This window comes from Acinetobacter minutum (genome assembly GCF_035916735.1).
In the GTDB taxonomy this organism is placed as follows: Bacteria; Pseudomonadota; Gammaproteobacteria; order Pseudomonadales; family Moraxellaceae; genus Acinetobacter.
Window position 1 is genome coordinate 62,592 of record NZ_JAQIHG010000003.1, and the last position, 15,053, is coordinate 77,644.

The following is a 15,053-nucleotide window of genomic DNA, read 5'->3' on the forward strand; positions in this document are numbered from 1 at the left end:
TGAAGTCGATAAATTAGAGTTGTGAACCAATAAAAAAGTGTAAGCGGATCGGATGACCCTCATCCGAGATCCCGGAAGCGACGTCCAGACGAATCGGCCCAATCGGCGAAGCCCAACGTACACCTAAACCGACGCTATAAGCTGTCGGCGTATTAAAATTCTGATCATAGGCATTACCGAAGTCGGTAAATAACGCCGCACGCCAACCTTCTTTAAACTGGTAATTATATTCTAGAGAGCCGACAGCCAAGGCTTGTCCACCGACCTTGTAGCCATACTCGGTTGGGGTCAGACTTTTATAGTCAAAACCTCGGATACTCTGGTCACCACCAGTAAAGTAGCGCAAGTTATACGGAACTTTCTGAAAATCCTGCGCATAGATATACCCCAGATCAGCACGGCCGACAAATTGGTGATCATCATTTTCCCCCAGTGAGTAAATGAAACGCCAACCTGCATTGACGATGGCCATATCCGCATCACTGAGTAGGCTTTCACTTCCCAACTCAAGCTTATAAGTCTGTTTAAAACCTTTTGATGGATTCACGGGTTTATCGCTGTCTGTACGTGAAATCTGATAACCTAGCAATAAAGACTGCTGTTGTGTATCGGAACCTGGTGCCATAAAGGCATCCGGAATCTGTTTGGTATCAACAACGACACCCTGTTGGGTTAAGCGATCCAGTCGGTAACGCATACCATAAGTATGCTGCCAGCTGCCTAATGGGTTTTTAATAATCCGATCTGCACCCACAACAGCGGATTCGATCATGAGTCCATAGCCTGACGCGATATCATCACGTTCCTCACGTTCATAACCGCCAACCAGACTCAGATAATCATTCAGTGGATGATGATAAGGAATGCTGTAACTACCATCGATAGATTGACGGATACTCGATACTTCCATGTTGGCATCAAAGGCATGGCCGCGCTTGTTCACAATCGCACGGCGATACTGGGCTCGCACACGTGGACCCGTATCGGAGCCATAACCTGCACCAGTCTCCAGACTATTCAGTTTGTCTGCATTTAAAGTCACAATAACCGGAATTTTCTGCTCAGCGCGTGCCTGCACTTTTAACCGTTCAGTTTCCGACTGTTTTTCCTGTTGCTGAGCTTGTAACTGTTGCAGCGTCTGATTTTGAAGCGTTTCTTCATTGCCAGCAAACTGCTCTTCATCCACCACATTCTGGGTGACTTCCTGTGAAGACGCGATACGTTTTTGATCCTGGACCCGTAAATCATTTTCTGCCAGCTTGTTCTGCTCAATCAGAGCCTGGATGTCGGGTGGCAATTCCAGGTTACGCTCAACAGGATCCGGACGGATGGCATCAACCAAGGTGTAGTTAAAATAACGTGAGTTAGTCAGGTTGTTGGCCAATGAATTGACACGCCAGAAGGTATAATCATCCCCATCTTTCCAGGGCACCATCTGTTGCAAGATGTCCATATCCAGCGGCAAAGGTTTTGAAGGATCACTCATACGGAACTCGGCAGGACCCACCGCATAACGCTCACCCGTCTCATAACGTAAATTGATTTCAGCGGTATTTTGCGGTTGGGCCACCTTGACATCATGTAGACGCCAATAGGCATCGAAAAAGCCGTTATCGGATGCCGCATCATTAATCCGAGTTTTGGTCTGCTCATATAAACCGTGGTGAAAAATATCCCCGACATCCTGATCCGGAAGTACGCGAATCACCTGGAATTGCGGATGATTCTGACCTGGACCGGTAAACTCAACATTCTGCTGCTCAATTCGAACAGGCTCATTCGGCGTGACCAAGACCCGCACACGGTTTGCACTGATACGTTCAAATTTGAAACTGGCATTGTAATAGCCCACAGCTTGAGCGGCCTGATTGGAAATACTACGTAATTGCGGCACCACCAGATTAAAATCTTCAAACGCTTCCTGAGTTACTGTGGAAAGCTTGCCCCGGATATTGGCAGCCAGTTCAGCAGGCGCACCCTGCACTTCAGCACTAATGCGTGGCACATTGGCAGTATTCAATTCACGCGGCGGACGGACTTTGTACCATAGACGTTTGAGTAATCCAGGAGGCTGATCATTTTCAGGCCGGGTTTCAGCTGCACTGAGTCCTAGTTCAGCCAGACTGCGTCCGCCATCATTGGCTTCCACAATAATCTGGCTGTCTGCCTGAATGCTTTGCATCAACTGGTCAATATTGATAGGCGCTTGATTAATTTCTGCCAGTTCCTGCTGTGTCGCTTCTGCAACCACTACTTCGGGCAAGGTGGTCAGACCCGCACGATAATTTTGTGCTTCCGTTTTCGCCTGTTCAGCAACACGAAAAATTTCTTCTGCCAGATTGGGATCAATCGTGGCAACTGGCAAATCGTCCAGATCATCAAATTCGATGGGTTGAAATTCAGCGATCTGTTCAGGTGCCTGTTCTTGCTGCTGTAACAAAATCAGGCTATCCGGTTGTATTTCTGGAGGGCTACTGACTGTACTGCTATGACCCGTATCCAGTATGACTTCTGGCGTAGCCGTATTGCTGAGCGGTTCTGCAGTCGTTTCCGGCTCTTGCGCCATAGTGTGGGTTGCCAGCACTGCAAAGAAAATACTTACACCTAAGCGTTTATTGATATCATGCATGTTCGACATCGGATGCAGTGACTGTGCAAGCATTGATTTCTTAAAATTCATTTTTGCAGGCATACATGACTCAAAAGTAAATTATTTTTAGTAATGGGTATGGTGTAATGAGCAACTTTTAACAACTCAAATCTATTTGAATTTTACCGGATAAAAAGCTGAAAATATCATACATGATTTTGTTTGCTCATTTACCAATTCATCACATTTCTCTATAAAAGTTTAAAAAGCAGTGTGCTTATGCAAAAACATCCCCATCTGTTACAAACACGCCGTTTTCTGCCGATGTTCCTCACCCAGTTCTTTGGCGCGCTGAATGACAATATTTATAAACAAGCGCTGTTATTGGTCATTACCTATGGATGGATCAGTCAACAGAATATGGCTGTCAGCACCCTGAATAATCTGGCTGGCTTATTATTTATTCTGCCGTATTTTATTTTTTCGGCGACGGCAGGTCAGCTAGCTGACAAATATGAACGTGCCCGGCTCATCCGTGGAATTAAACTGCTTGAAATCGTAATCATGCTACTGGGTTCAGCCGGTTTCCTGCTCGGTAATTTAGGGCTGCTGTTTATTGCACTGTTCTTAATGGGGACGCATTCCACCTTTTTTGGCCCAATCAAGTATGCGATTTTACCAGAGATTCTCAAACCCAATGAACTGGTCTCCGGAAATGCCCTGTTCCAGTCGGGTACCTCACTTGCCATTTTATTTGGGATGATTTTAGGGGGATCGGTCATCTCTGCCTCACAAGGCAATATGTTCTGGATCAGTTTTACCGTTGTAGGAATTGCATGCTTAGGCTATTTTTCAAGCCGGTTTATTTCCAAACAAAATATCGCCGCGCCACATATTAAGGTGGATTGGAATTTTTTCCGCACCAGCTGGCAGACCTTAAAATATGCGAAAAGTTTACCGATCATTTTCTGTGTCTTGCTCGGAAATTCCTGGTACTGGTTTTATGGGGCCACCTATTTGACCCAGATTCCTCAGCTCACCCAACAGAACCTGCATGCGTCAGAAAATGTGGTGAGCCTTTTATTAACCTTGTTTTCTGTCGGCATTGGGGTGGGTTCAATGCTTTGCCGTAAATGGGGCGGTGCCTCGGTAAGTATCAAAATGGTGCCATTCGGTGCTGTGGGCCTGACGGTTTTCGCCTTATATCTCGCTGCCAGCCTGATGTTTGTTCCTGAACCAAGCGGAACTTTGCTCGGTGTGCATGATATGTTCACCCGAGGCTGGGTCTATTATCACGTGATGTTAGCTGTCACATTCTTGGGCATTAGTGGCGGTTTTTATATCGTTCCGTTATATACCCTGATGCAGGCCTATTCGCCGCGCTCACACCGTGCCCGTGTCGTGGCAGCGAATAACATACTGAATGCTATTTTTATGGTTTCATCGGCGATTTTTTCAATTTTCATTTTAAGCATCCTGCAAATTGATATTAAAATATTGTTCGTGATTACCGCAGTGCTCAGCGCCATCTTTACCCTATGGTTGCTGTTCAAAATCAAGCCTATGCTAAAAAATACACCAGGCTGTTTGGAGGATTAACTACATGCGTCACTATACCGGTCTTGATCGACTCATCCATTCCTTTGACCAAGCCCTAAGAAGTCTGGTTCCAGGCGCGACAGCTGCGCAGCGTACCAATCCGGCACAACAGAGTGAAGCACCGCTCAGCGTCAGTGATGCTCGACATGTCGCCGGTCTGATGCGGGTGAACCACACGGGTGAAGTCTGTGCACAAGCCCTGTATCATGGTCAGGCACTCACCGCGCGTTTACCCAATGTACGTCGGGAAATGGAACAGGCTGCACTTGAAGAACAGGACCACCTGGCCTGGTGTGAAGACCGACTGAAAGAACTCGAGAGTTATCCAAGCCTGCTCAATCCGGTCTGGTACGGATTATCTTTTGGTATGGGTGCGATTGCCGGGATTGCCGGTGATCAATACAGCTTGGGTTTTGTGGCGGAAACTGAGCGTCAAGTCAGTCTGCATTTACAGGATCATATCAACCAGTTGCCTGCTGAAGATCAACGTTCACGCAAGATTCTGCAACAGATGAATGAAGATGAACTGCATCATCGCGATACAGCCTTAAAAGCCGGCGGTGTAGATTTACCCTATCCAGTACGCATTACCATGACCGCGATTTCCAAACTGATGACCAAAACCAGTTACTATATTTAAATTACAAATCAGAAAAAGGCGATGATCTGCTAAGATCATCGCCTTTTTATTTAGAATATTGCCTAAACCTGAATCACTGGAAAATGTTGTGAAAAGGTCAAAAAATCTGGATGTGGCCAGAGTTCATATAATGGGATTTTGACATCTAAGGCTAACGGCAATTTTTTTGGATTAAATTGCATGTCCTGCAAATCCTCTCCCCAAGCAATCAAATCCACATCCAGTGAAATCTGATGCGAAGGACGGATCCGCCCTGCTTCCTGCTCAAGCTGTTTCAGCTGTTCCATCAGCTGTTCAGCATTGATGGTGCTTCTTAACAGACAGGCGCAGTTCCAGTAATCAGCACCGACACCATCACGACAGGGAATTTCATAAATCGGGGAGAATTCAACATCTCCCCACTGGGCGATTTTTGCAAAGGCTGTTGCAAGCTGTTGTTGAGGCTGAAAGTTACTCGCCAGGGCGAGAGCAAAAATCTTTACGGTGGCGTTCAAGACGAATTCCTACAGAATTGGCTTGCGCGATAATGGCAGGCTTCCGGATCATAATCATAATCGATTCAATACCCGGAAAGGTAGTGAAAAGCGCATCAAGCACCAGTTTTGCGGCATGTTCAATCAGTTTCGGCTGTGCCTGCTGGATCACCTGCGTGGCAATTTCACAGATTTGCGCATAATTGACGGTATCTTGCAGTTCATCGGACTGTGCCGCCTGTGATAAATCATGATGAATGGTTAAATCCAGCAATAAAGGTTGTAGGATTTGCCGTTCCCAGTCAAAACAACCGACCACGGTCTCGACCTTTAAACCTTCAATAACAATTGCATCCATCATGATTCTCTTGGCTGGGTTGGGGTGTCAAATTAACTGTGCTGCGGATGCAGATTCTGGATCATTTGCAAACGCTGGTCGGCATAGATGTCCGTATACGGTGCCAGCACGCGCATAAAACGGTCGAAATACAGCATTTGCTTGAACAGCAAGGCAAAATCGCGTGGGAAACGGATACCATGTCGCTCACCCACCGCCACCATATCCATCATAATGTCATTCAGATCTGCCGGATTGGTATGCAGCAATTCCTGCGGATCAGCCAGCATCACGCCACTAAATAAACGCTCCAGATCCTGTGCTAACACCTGCGGATCAATTTGGCTGTCGGTCATGCCCATTTTCAGCATATTTTCGGCCATGGCAGGATAATCGGTTTTTTGTAGCGCATCCATAAAGCTGATACAAGCCGTCCAAACTTCCGGTTTCAGCTGTCCGACAATGCCAAAATCGATAAACCCGATACGGCCATCTTCTAGCAACATCAGGTTACCTGCATGCAAGTCAGCATGGAAACTGTTACACATCATCAGACTGCCAAACCAGGTATTCATGGCAGTAATCAACACTTGCGATGGGTCTTTGGCGTATTTTTTCACTACTTCAAAATCAGTCAGTGGTACACCATATAAACGCTGCATGGTCAGGACACGGCGTGTGGAAAACTGATGATAGACTTTCGGTGCAGTCGCCGCCTGATTGTGCGTCTGGTTCAGATATTGGATAAAGTCATCCAGGTTACGTGCCTCTTCAATAAAGTCGACTTCACGCACCATACGGTCTTTAATTTCTTCCACAATATCCGCCAACGACGCGAATTTGACTTTAGGCACCGCTTTTTCCAGCAATTTGGTCGCCCAGTGCAAGACATTCAGATCGGTATAGAGAATGGTTTCGACACCCGGCTTTTGCACCTTGATCACCACATCTTCACCACTGACCAGACGTGCAGCATGCACTTGAGCAATCGAGGCCGAAGCCAAAGGCTGCTCATCAATCCAGGAAAAAATTTCATCCAGGTTACGGTCTGCAAATTCCGAAGCCAGTACCTGTTGAATATAGCTAAATGGCAAAGTTGGCGTCTGATCCAGACAGCCCTGAAATTCTTCAACGTATTCACGCGGAAAGAGCGATGGGGTACTGGCAATAAATTGTCCGAGTTTAATATAGGTCGAACCGAGAGATTCAAAGGTCTCTCGCATCAGTTTGGCATTGCTTGGTTTTTCTGTTGCGTATTTAATGCCGGCTTTGGCAACCACCACGGCTGTTTCACCCATACGGCCCACGGAACGTAATCCATCCCACCAGATATTTTTTTTCATCATGTTATAAACACTTCTTGATTGTGGCAGATTCTAGCAAAGTTCCCTTAGCTTAAGGAAAATCTTGCCTGACAGATGGGACAATTTGTATCTTTTTCAAAACCAAGTAGCCGCTGTTTCATGGTTAAGCCGTCCCACAGCAACAATTTATTGCGTAATGGTGTACGATTTAAACCTAAATACAACAAAGCGTGATGGGCCTGTAAAGCAGCCATCACCACAGGCGTGGTGGCCAATACGCCAGAGTCAGCGCAGCGCAAACTTTCATTACTGTGCTGCGCTTTGGGGAACAGGCATTCATAACAAGCGGAATCCCCTTCCACCATAAACAGTTGACCTTGCAAGCCAATGGCTGAGGCACTGAGCAGAGGAACATTCTGCTCTACACAGACCTGATTCACCAAATAGCGCGTACTAAAGTTATCACAGCCATCGAGAACCAAATCCTGAGCAGAAATCAGGTCTTTGGCGTTGTGAAGATCCAGTTTCTGGTTGAGATAATCCACCTCAATATGGGGATTAATACTTTGCAGACGTTTAGCCAGTGTTTCGGCTTTAAAAAAGCCAAAGTCTGCCTGAGTAAAGGCAATCTGTCGCTGCAAATTGCTCATTTCGATGCTGTCGGCATCAATGATGGTTAACTTACCGACACCTGCGCGCGCCAACAGCTCGGCCGAGCTACAGCCGATGCCACCCGCACCGACGATCAACACATTGGCCAACTTGAGCTTTTCCTGGGCATCGATATCCCAGCCATCCAGCAAGATCTGACGACTGTATAAATGCATTTCTTCATCGCTGAGTGTGAAGTCATTCTCGAGCTGGCTGGCCACGTGCTGATCCTGTTGATATTTTAAAAAATTAAAAACCTGACTGGATTATAGAGCAAATTCTGCTGTTCAGCAGCTGATACTAAGCTAAGCAGTTTTTTATGAGCATGTAATCATTTTTTAATGGCTAACATTAAAATACGGTATCTATTTTTTCAGATGAGATTGCACTTTATCAGCCATATTTTGAGACCGATACGATCAAGATGATAAAGTAAGATTGATCCATAGCACCTCAGTTCACTCAAGAAAAAAGCACCCTTTCGGGTGCAAGAGCATGGAACTGTAATCAATAGACGAAGAAAGCACTCAACCTACTTTTTGCATAATATGTTGCTGTTCTTTCTCGATTTCCTGTTGTTTGAGTAAATTACGCTGAATTTTGCCGCTTGAAGTTTTCGGCAACTGAACAATAAACTCGATTTCTCGTGGATAGGCATGTTTGGATAAGCGTGAACGTACATAATTCTGCAGCTTGCCCATCAGTTCTTCTGAAGCAGCATACTGAGGTTTGAGTACCACAAAGGCTTTAACGATTTCTGTACGCTCCGCATCCGGTTTACCCACCACAGCCGATTCCAGCACTTCTTCACATTCCAGCAAGGTACTCTCTACATCAAATGGTCCCACCCGATAGCCTGACGTTGTGATGACATCATCAGCACGACCAATAAAATCAATTCCCTGATTTTCATTGAGCCGCACCGTATCACCTGTCAGGTAATAAGGCCCGACAAATGATTTACGGTTATGTCCATCATAGCCTTTAAACCACATCATTGGTGACTGTTCACAGTCGAGTGCCAAGGTTCCGACCTCACCTGTAGCCACTTCCTGATGTTGTGCATTCAATACGGCAAAACGATGTCCCGGAATCGCGTAGCCCGCTGAACCCACTTTTTTCTCATGCTGTAAGGCATGATGATTGGCAATCACCATACCCAGTTCGGTCTGGCCATACTGATCAAAAATATTAACCCCCAAATCCTGTTTAAACCAGTGAATGACTTCTGGCGTTAAAGGTTCCCCGGCACTGCTGACCACACGCAAATGCTCCCGAATGGATGGATCGACCCTCTCCTTAAAGCCAAACAGCATACGAAAAGCAGTGGGTGAACCCGCCAGATTGGTCACGCGATAGCGTTGAATGGTTTCCAGCGCATGCTCTACTGCAAAAGGTCGCTCATCCATAATGGTGCTGTGGCCCAGACTCAGCGGTGCGGTAATCCCATAATACAACCCATAGGCCCAGCCAGGATCGGCCAGATTCCAGAATACATCCTGTTGCTGCAAATCCAGCGCGTGTTGCATATAGCCTTTAAAGGCCAGCAAAGCTTTTAAAGGTACAGGAACCGATTTGGCCAAACCGGTGGTTCCAGAGGTAAACATCATCAAAAAATCATCATCAAAACAGCGCATCACAGCGGGACATTCATCCGACTGTTCAGACAGTGCCTGCCAGAAATCCACATCTCCATCCGCCAAACTTCCCTTATGGTGCACCGTGATAATGTGCGGAATTGCCAAGCCATTGAGCTTGGGACGTTGTTCATCATTGGTGACCACCAGTTGGGTTTGTGCAGTTGCAATCCGGTGCTCAATCGCTTTCGATTCAAATGCAGTAAATAACGGCTGATACACGGCACCGATCCGCCAGGTGGCCAAAATGGTGATGACCAGCTCGGGTGTACGCGGTAATAATCCGGCGATACGATCGCCCGCCTGCAATCCAAGTGCAGTCAGATAATTGGCCAGTTGTGCTGCGGCTTGATCCAGCTGCTCAAAGGTATAACTCGCCGTTTCTCCATTTTTTCCATGCCAGTACAGCGCAATTTTTTGCTGGCCAACATAACGGCCGCAGCACTCCTCATACGCATTCAGCGCTTCTGGCGTACCGACCAACTGCTGTTCAATCAACCGGTTTAAATCAAATTCCTGATACGCTTGTTCTAATGTCTTCATCGCGACAACCTCTATATTCCTTGAGGTCAGGTCCTGCTATGGCCTGACTGGGTAATTGTTTTATTTATTCATCCATCTATGTCATCGCTGATCCAATCCTCTGGATGACATCATTCTTGTTATTTCAATCAACTACCTATTTAAATTAAACGGCAGCATCCTCATGCTGAATGGTTCAGCAACAGTTAAACTTTGCAAACTTCACGTGCAATCACTAAACGCTGGATATCTGAAGCGCCCTCATAAATCTGGCTGACACGGACATCCCGATAAATGCGCTCCACCGGAAAATCACTGACATAACCATAGCCACCATGAATCTGGATCGCATCGGAACAGACCCGCTCCGCCATGGTTGATGCAAACAGCTTGGCCATGGAGGCTTCTTTTAAACACGGCTGTCCTGCATCCTTCAGGCTTGCCGCATGGAAGACTAGCTGACGTGCCGCTTCGATTTGGGTAGCCATATCCGCCAAGCGAAACGCCACAGCCTGATGCTGTACAATTTCCACACCAAAAGCTTTACGCTGATTGGCATATTGCACCGCAGCATCCAAAGCCGCACGTGCCATCCCCACCGACTGGGCAGCAATGCCAATACGGCCCGCTTCCAGATTAGACAGGGCAATTTTGTAACCCTCTCCTTCCTGACCTAAAATATGATCCGCTGGAATCCGGCAGTTTTCAAAAATGATGGTGGCCGTATCGGATGCATGTTGGCCCATTTTGTCTTCCAGACTGGCCACGATATATCCCGGCGTATCGGTAGGCACCAGAAAACAGGAAATGCCTTTTTTGCCAGCCGCTTTATCGGTCACAGCAAAGACCAACGCCACCTGGGCATGTTTACCCGAGGTAATAAACTGTTTGGTTCCATTCAAAATCCATTCATCACCATCCCGTTCGGCACGGCAACTGATGGCACTGGCATCTGAACCGACATGCGGTTCGGTCAGACAGAAACAGCCCAACCACTCCCCCGAAGCAAAACGGGTCAGATACTGCTGTTTTTGTGCTTCAGTGCCATAGGCCAGCGTGATGCCACACGGTAATGAGTTCTGTACGCTGATAATGGTAGAAATGGCTCCATCTCCGGCGGCAATTTCTTCGAGGGCCAAAACCAGCGATACATAATCCAGCCCGGCACCGCCCCATTCAGTGGGAATCGCGATACCAAAAGCGCCCAATTGCGCCAGTTCTTTTAATTCTTGTGCCGGAAACTGGTGGGTTTTATCCCGCATGCCTGCACTCGGTTTGAGTTTTTCATCGGCGTAGGCACGCATCATGTCGCGAACCATCATCTGTTCAGCTGTTAAAATCATCGGGGCCTCCTGCCTGCCTTTTTATTCTGTCTTTACTTTGCTGCCATACGGATGGCGCCATCAAAGCGGATCACTTCGCCATTCAAATAAGGATTTTCCACAATATGTCTGACCAAGGCTGCAAACTCTTCAGGTTTACCCATACGTTTTGGAAAAGGCACCATCTCGCCCAACGCCTGCTGTACTTTTTCCGGCATGGCCTGCAACATTGGCGTTGCCATAATGCCAGGGGCTATCGTCATTACGCGGATGGCATGTTGTGCCAGTTCACGGGCAATCGGCAAGGTCATTGCAGCAACCGCACCTTTAGAAGCCGAATAGGCTGCCTGACCAATTTGGCCATCGAAGGCAGCCACCGAAGCCGTATTAATAATGATTCCTCGCTCTTCTTCAGTATTGTCCAGCGAATTTTGTGCCATCAGTTCGCTGGCCAGACGCAGCATATTGAACGTACCCACCACATTGATATTTAAAGTCCGGGAAAATGATGCCAGATCATGTGGCCCTTCACGTCCGAGCACTTTGGCTGAAGGGGCAATGCCCGCACAGTTTACCAAACCATGCAAACAGCCTTCTTGCGCTTGGATCTGGGCAAAGCATTGTTGTGCTGCCTGCTCATCAGTGACATCCAACTGGACAAAACGTGCATTTTCTCCTAATGACGCAGCAGATTCTTCCCCGAGTTGTTGGTTCATATCGACCAAAATCATCCGGGCGCCGTGTGCGACTAAGTGACTGGCTGTCACCGCTCCTAGCCCCGAAGCGGCTCCCGTCACCAGAAAAACTTTCCCTTCAATTTTCACTATTCTATCTTCCTCAAACACTGTTGAATCTTTGCCAGATTCTTCCCTCTGCTGCTGGCAGAGTAAAAGCACTTGTAGCTGAATACAATTTCCAAACCCTGCAGTTCACTTGCAGCATCTGGCCAGTTCTAGCAAAATGCTGCGGCATGATTAAAAAAATGGAATGGACATGGATCGCCACGAAGCCGAACAAATTTATCCCAAAGGCACCATTTCAATTGATCTGGTACATGAGGCACTGATGGCCGCCTATAGTCAGGGCTTAAACACCACTGCCATTTTGCAGCAGGCCGGCATTTCCAGTGAACTGTTGCAATCGGCTAAAGCCCGTTTGCCCGTTTCCATGTATGCGGAACTCTGGATTGCACTGGCCGATGCCATAAATGATGAATTTTTTGGCATGGACAGTCATCCCATGCGACGCGGCAGCTACAAGTTACTCGCCAAATTATTAACACAAAGTGAAAACCTGCAAAAAGCCCTGCAGGATTGCTGCCGTTTTATGAACCTGATTCTGGATGATATACAGGCAGAATTAAGTATCGCCGATGAACAGGCCTATCTGATTCTGCATGATCGGCAAGGCCCAAAGCGCATGTTCAGTTATGCCACCTATGTCATGCTGGTTCACGGCTTGATGTGCTGGCTGACGGAACAACGGGTCGTGCTCAATCAGATGAGCGTGCGCTGTGAACAGCCGAAAGATATTGAAGATTACCGTGTGCGTTTTTGTCAGAACATCCAGTTTAATGCGGCAGAGAACCGGATTACCTTTGATGCCCAGTATCTGCAGCTAAAAATCAAAAAAGATAAAAAATCGCTGTATGAGTTTTTGCAGCAAACACCCCATAACCTATTGGTACGCTACAAAAACCCGAATTCACTGAGTTTGCAACTCCGCCGCCAGCTGCTAGAGTGTTCACCGGCTGAATGGCCCGAATTGGGTGAAATTGCCGAACAGCAGCATATGTCGGAAGCCACGCTACAACGGCGTCTCAAGCATGAAAATACCAGTTATCAGCAGCTTAAAAATGACATCCGGCGCGATATCGCCATTGAACGGCTGAGCAAAAGCCAGGATTCCATTCAGGACATCAGTGATGCCTTGAGTTTCCATGACCCGAGCGCCTTTCATCGTGCCTTTAAAAAATGGACGGGCGTCAGTCCGGGTGCTTACCGCCAGTTACAGCAAACCCCAGATTAATTAATCAGCCCTTTAGACATATTGGGCCAGAGTCACACGATCATTGCCACCGTAATCCTTAACGGTACGAATCTGCTGAAAACCGGCCTGCTGGAAAATCTGTTGCACTGCCATTGCCTGATCATAGCCATGCTCCAGTGCAACCCATCCCTGCGGGTTCAGCCAGTCTCTGCCCTGCTGAATGATGATTTCAATATCTGCCAGTCCCTGCTTGGCCGCTACTAAAGCTCGTTCCGGCTCGGCAGCCAGTTTGGTCATATGCTCATCATCAGCATCGATATACGGCGGATTGGATACGATCAGATCAAATTTCTGTGGCTCTAAAGCTGCATACCACACACCACAAGCAAACTTGACCTGATGCAACCCGTGTTTGACTGCATTTTCCTGAGCCACAGCCAAGGTAGGGGCGTAAATATCGGTCGCCGTGACTGACCAGTCTGGCCGTTCAGAGGCGAGTGACAGCGCAATTGCCCCGGTTCCCGTCCCTAAATCCACCACATTTGCTGCTTGCGGCAAGTCCAAAGCCAGTACCGTTTCCACCAGAATTTCGGTATCCGGACGCGGCACCAAGGTGTCTGACGTGACTTTTAAATCCAGTGTCCAGAACGGCTGAGAACCCAGCACATAGGCCAAAGGCTCACCCGCTGCGATCCGTGCCAGTGCAATTAGATACTGCTGTTCCTGTTCGACTGTCAGTTCCTGTGCCTGACGGAATTTCAGCTCCAGCCCGGACAGATTTAAAAAATGTTCCAGCAGCCAGCTATTTTCTTGCCGTTCATAGCTTTCCGGCTCACCACGAATGGCAAGTGCTTGGCCAATGTTCATTAGCCACCATTTTCCTGTGCCAGCATCGCCAACTGATCGGCCTGATATTCACGGTGCAGACTGTCCAGCAATTCAGTCAAATCACCTTCCATGATGGCATCAAGTTTGTACAAGGTTAAATTGATACGGTGATCGGTCATGCGGCCTTGCGGATAGTTGTAGGTCCGGATCCGTTCTGAACGGTCACCCGAACCAACGAGGTCACGGCGCATTTCCGAGGTTGCTGTTTCCTGTGCGGCACGTTTGGCATTTTCCAGACGTGACACCAGCAATGCCATCGCCTTGGCCTTGTTTTTATGCTGTGAACGTTCGTCCTGACATTCCACCACGGTTCCAGTTGGAATATGCGTGATCCGCACAGCGGAGTCAGTTTTGTTGATGTGCTGACCACCGGCACCCGAAGCTCGGTAGGTATCAATCCGCAAATCCGCCGGGTTAATCTCGACCGTGGTATCCACATCAACTTCCGGCAAAATCGCGACAGTACAGGCCGAGGTGTGCACGCGTCCCTGTGATTCTGTGGCTGGCACACGTTGTACGCGGTGTGCACCACTTTCGAATTTCAGGCGGCCATACACGCCCTCACCATCGACACGGCAAATGATCTCTTTATAGCCCCCATGCTCACCTTCATTTTCAGAAAGGATTTCAATCCGCCAGCCTTGAGATTCCGCATATTTGCTGTACATGCGGAACAGGTCACCCGAGAAAATTGCCGCTTCATCCCCGCCCGTCCCGGCACGCACTTCCAGATAGGCTGCATTCGAATCATTCGGGTCTTTCGGAATCATCAGAATATTTAATTGACCTTCGAGTTCCTCAATCAAGGCTTTGTTTGCTTTAATTTCTTCTTCGGCCATATCCTTGAAATCGGGATCAGTTTTCATCATCTCCGCGGTTTCAATATCTTCTTCTGCCTGACGGTATTTCGTCCAGACTTCGGTAATTTCGCTTAAATCACTATGCTCACGCGACAATTGGCGAAAACGTTTGTTGTCTGAAATCACTTCGGCATCTGCCAATAACGCATTCAGCTCTTCATGACGGTCAGACAACTGATCTAATCGTAAACGTAGTGATTCTTTCATAATTGGAAATATCTCAAATCAACAGCTTACACAA

At 47.6% G+C, this 15,053-nt stretch carries 13 protein-coding genes; 3 read left to right on the top strand and 10 right to left on the bottom strand.

The window, feature by feature from the left end; genetic code table 11:
• Positions 1–13: 13 nt before the first annotated feature.
• Positions 14–2,692, bottom strand: coding sequence for an autotransporter assembly complex protein TamA (locus PAE54_RS02220; RefSeq protein WP_326518261.1), 2,679 nt, complete (start codon positions 2,690–2,692; stop codon positions 14–16).
• Positions 2,693–2,869: 177 nt separating this feature from the next.
• On the opposite strand from PAE54_RS02220, the gene PAE54_RS02225 reads away from it, so the two are divergent.
• Together PAE54_RS02225 and coq7 are read left to right on the top strand one after the other, a co-directional pair.
• Positions 2,870–4,189 carry an MFS transporter gene (locus tag PAE54_RS02225; protein WP_326518262.1) on the top strand — a complete coding sequence of 440 codons (1,320 nt, stop codon included), beginning with the start codon at positions 2,870–2,872 and terminating at the stop codon, positions 4,187–4,189.
• A gap of 4 nt (positions 4,190–4,193) precedes the next feature.
• On the top strand, positions 4,194–4,829 hold the full coding sequence (gene coq7, locus PAE54_RS02230) for a 2-polyprenyl-3-methyl-6-methoxy-1,4-benzoquinone monooxygenase (protein ID WP_326518263.1): 636 nt from the start codon (positions 4,194–4,196) through the stop codon (positions 4,827–4,829).
• 62 nt (positions 4,830–4,891) lie between these two features.
• On the opposite strand, the gene PAE54_RS02235 is transcribed toward coq7, so the two are convergent.
• From PAE54_RS02235 to PAE54_RS02265, 7 genes are all read right to left on the bottom strand, one after another.
• A complete protein-coding gene (locus tag PAE54_RS02235; RefSeq protein ID WP_326518264.1) occupies positions 4,892–5,323 on the bottom strand; it encodes a 2-amino-4-hydroxy-6-hydroxymethyldihydropteridine diphosphokinase in 432 nt (143 codons plus the stop codon).
• Positions 5,280–5,660 carry a dihydroneopterin aldolase gene (folB, locus tag PAE54_RS02240; protein WP_326518333.1) on the bottom strand — a complete coding sequence of 127 codons (381 nt, stop codon included), beginning with the start codon at positions 5,658–5,660 and terminating at the stop codon, positions 5,280–5,282. Before folB ends, PAE54_RS02235 begins: the two co-directional genes overlap by 44 nt.
• Positions 5,661–5,692: 32 nt before the next feature.
• The gene (locus tag PAE54_RS02245) at positions 5,693–6,982 is read right to left on the bottom strand and encodes an ABC1 kinase family protein (protein ID WP_326518334.1); all 1,290 of its coding nucleotides are present in this window, start codon (positions 6,980–6,982) and stop codon (positions 5,693–5,695) included.
• Positions 6,983–7,029: 47 nt separating this feature from the next.
• Positions 7,030–7,770 carry a HesA/MoeB/ThiF family protein gene (locus PAE54_RS02250; protein ID WP_326518335.1) on the bottom strand — a complete coding sequence of 247 codons (741 nt, stop codon included), beginning with the start codon at positions 7,768–7,770 and terminating at the stop codon, positions 7,030–7,032.
• Between the two features lie 351 nt (positions 7,771–8,121).
• On the bottom strand, positions 8,122–9,774 hold the full coding sequence (locus PAE54_RS02255) for an AMP-binding protein (RefSeq protein WP_326518265.1): 1,653 nt from the start codon (positions 9,772–9,774) through the stop codon (positions 8,122–8,124).
• A gap of 185 nt (positions 9,775–9,959) precedes the next feature.
• Positions 9,960–11,096 (bottom strand): acyl-CoA dehydrogenase family protein, encoded by a 1,137-nt coding sequence (locus tag PAE54_RS02260; protein WP_326518266.1) that lies wholly within the window; start codon positions 11,094–11,096, stop codon positions 9,960–9,962.
• 32 nt (positions 11,097–11,128) lie between these two features.
• On the bottom strand, positions 11,129–11,899 hold the full coding sequence (locus PAE54_RS02265; protein ID WP_326518267.1) for a 3-hydroxyacyl-CoA dehydrogenase: 771 nt from the start codon (positions 11,897–11,899) through the stop codon (positions 11,129–11,131).
• Positions 11,900–12,068: 169 nt separating this feature from the next.
• On the opposite strand from PAE54_RS02265, the gene PAE54_RS02270 reads away from it, so the two are divergent.
• Positions 12,069–13,103, top strand: coding sequence for an AraC family transcriptional regulator (locus tag PAE54_RS02270; protein WP_326518268.1), 1,035 nt, complete (start codon positions 12,069–12,071; stop codon positions 13,101–13,103).
• 12 nt (positions 13,104–13,115) lie between these two features.
• On the opposite strand, the gene prmC is transcribed toward PAE54_RS02270, so the two are convergent.
• Positions 13,116–13,931 (bottom strand): peptide chain release factor N(5)-glutamine methyltransferase, encoded by an 816-nt coding sequence (gene prmC, locus PAE54_RS02275; protein ID WP_326518269.1) that lies wholly within the window; start codon positions 13,929–13,931, stop codon positions 13,116–13,118.
• Positions 13,931–15,019, bottom strand: coding sequence for a peptide chain release factor 1 (prfA, locus tag PAE54_RS02280; RefSeq protein ID WP_326518270.1), 1,089 nt, complete (start codon positions 15,017–15,019; stop codon positions 13,931–13,933). The genes prmC and prfA overlap by 1 nt, the downstream gene beginning before the upstream one ends.
• Positions 15,020–15,053: the final 34 nt, after the last annotated feature.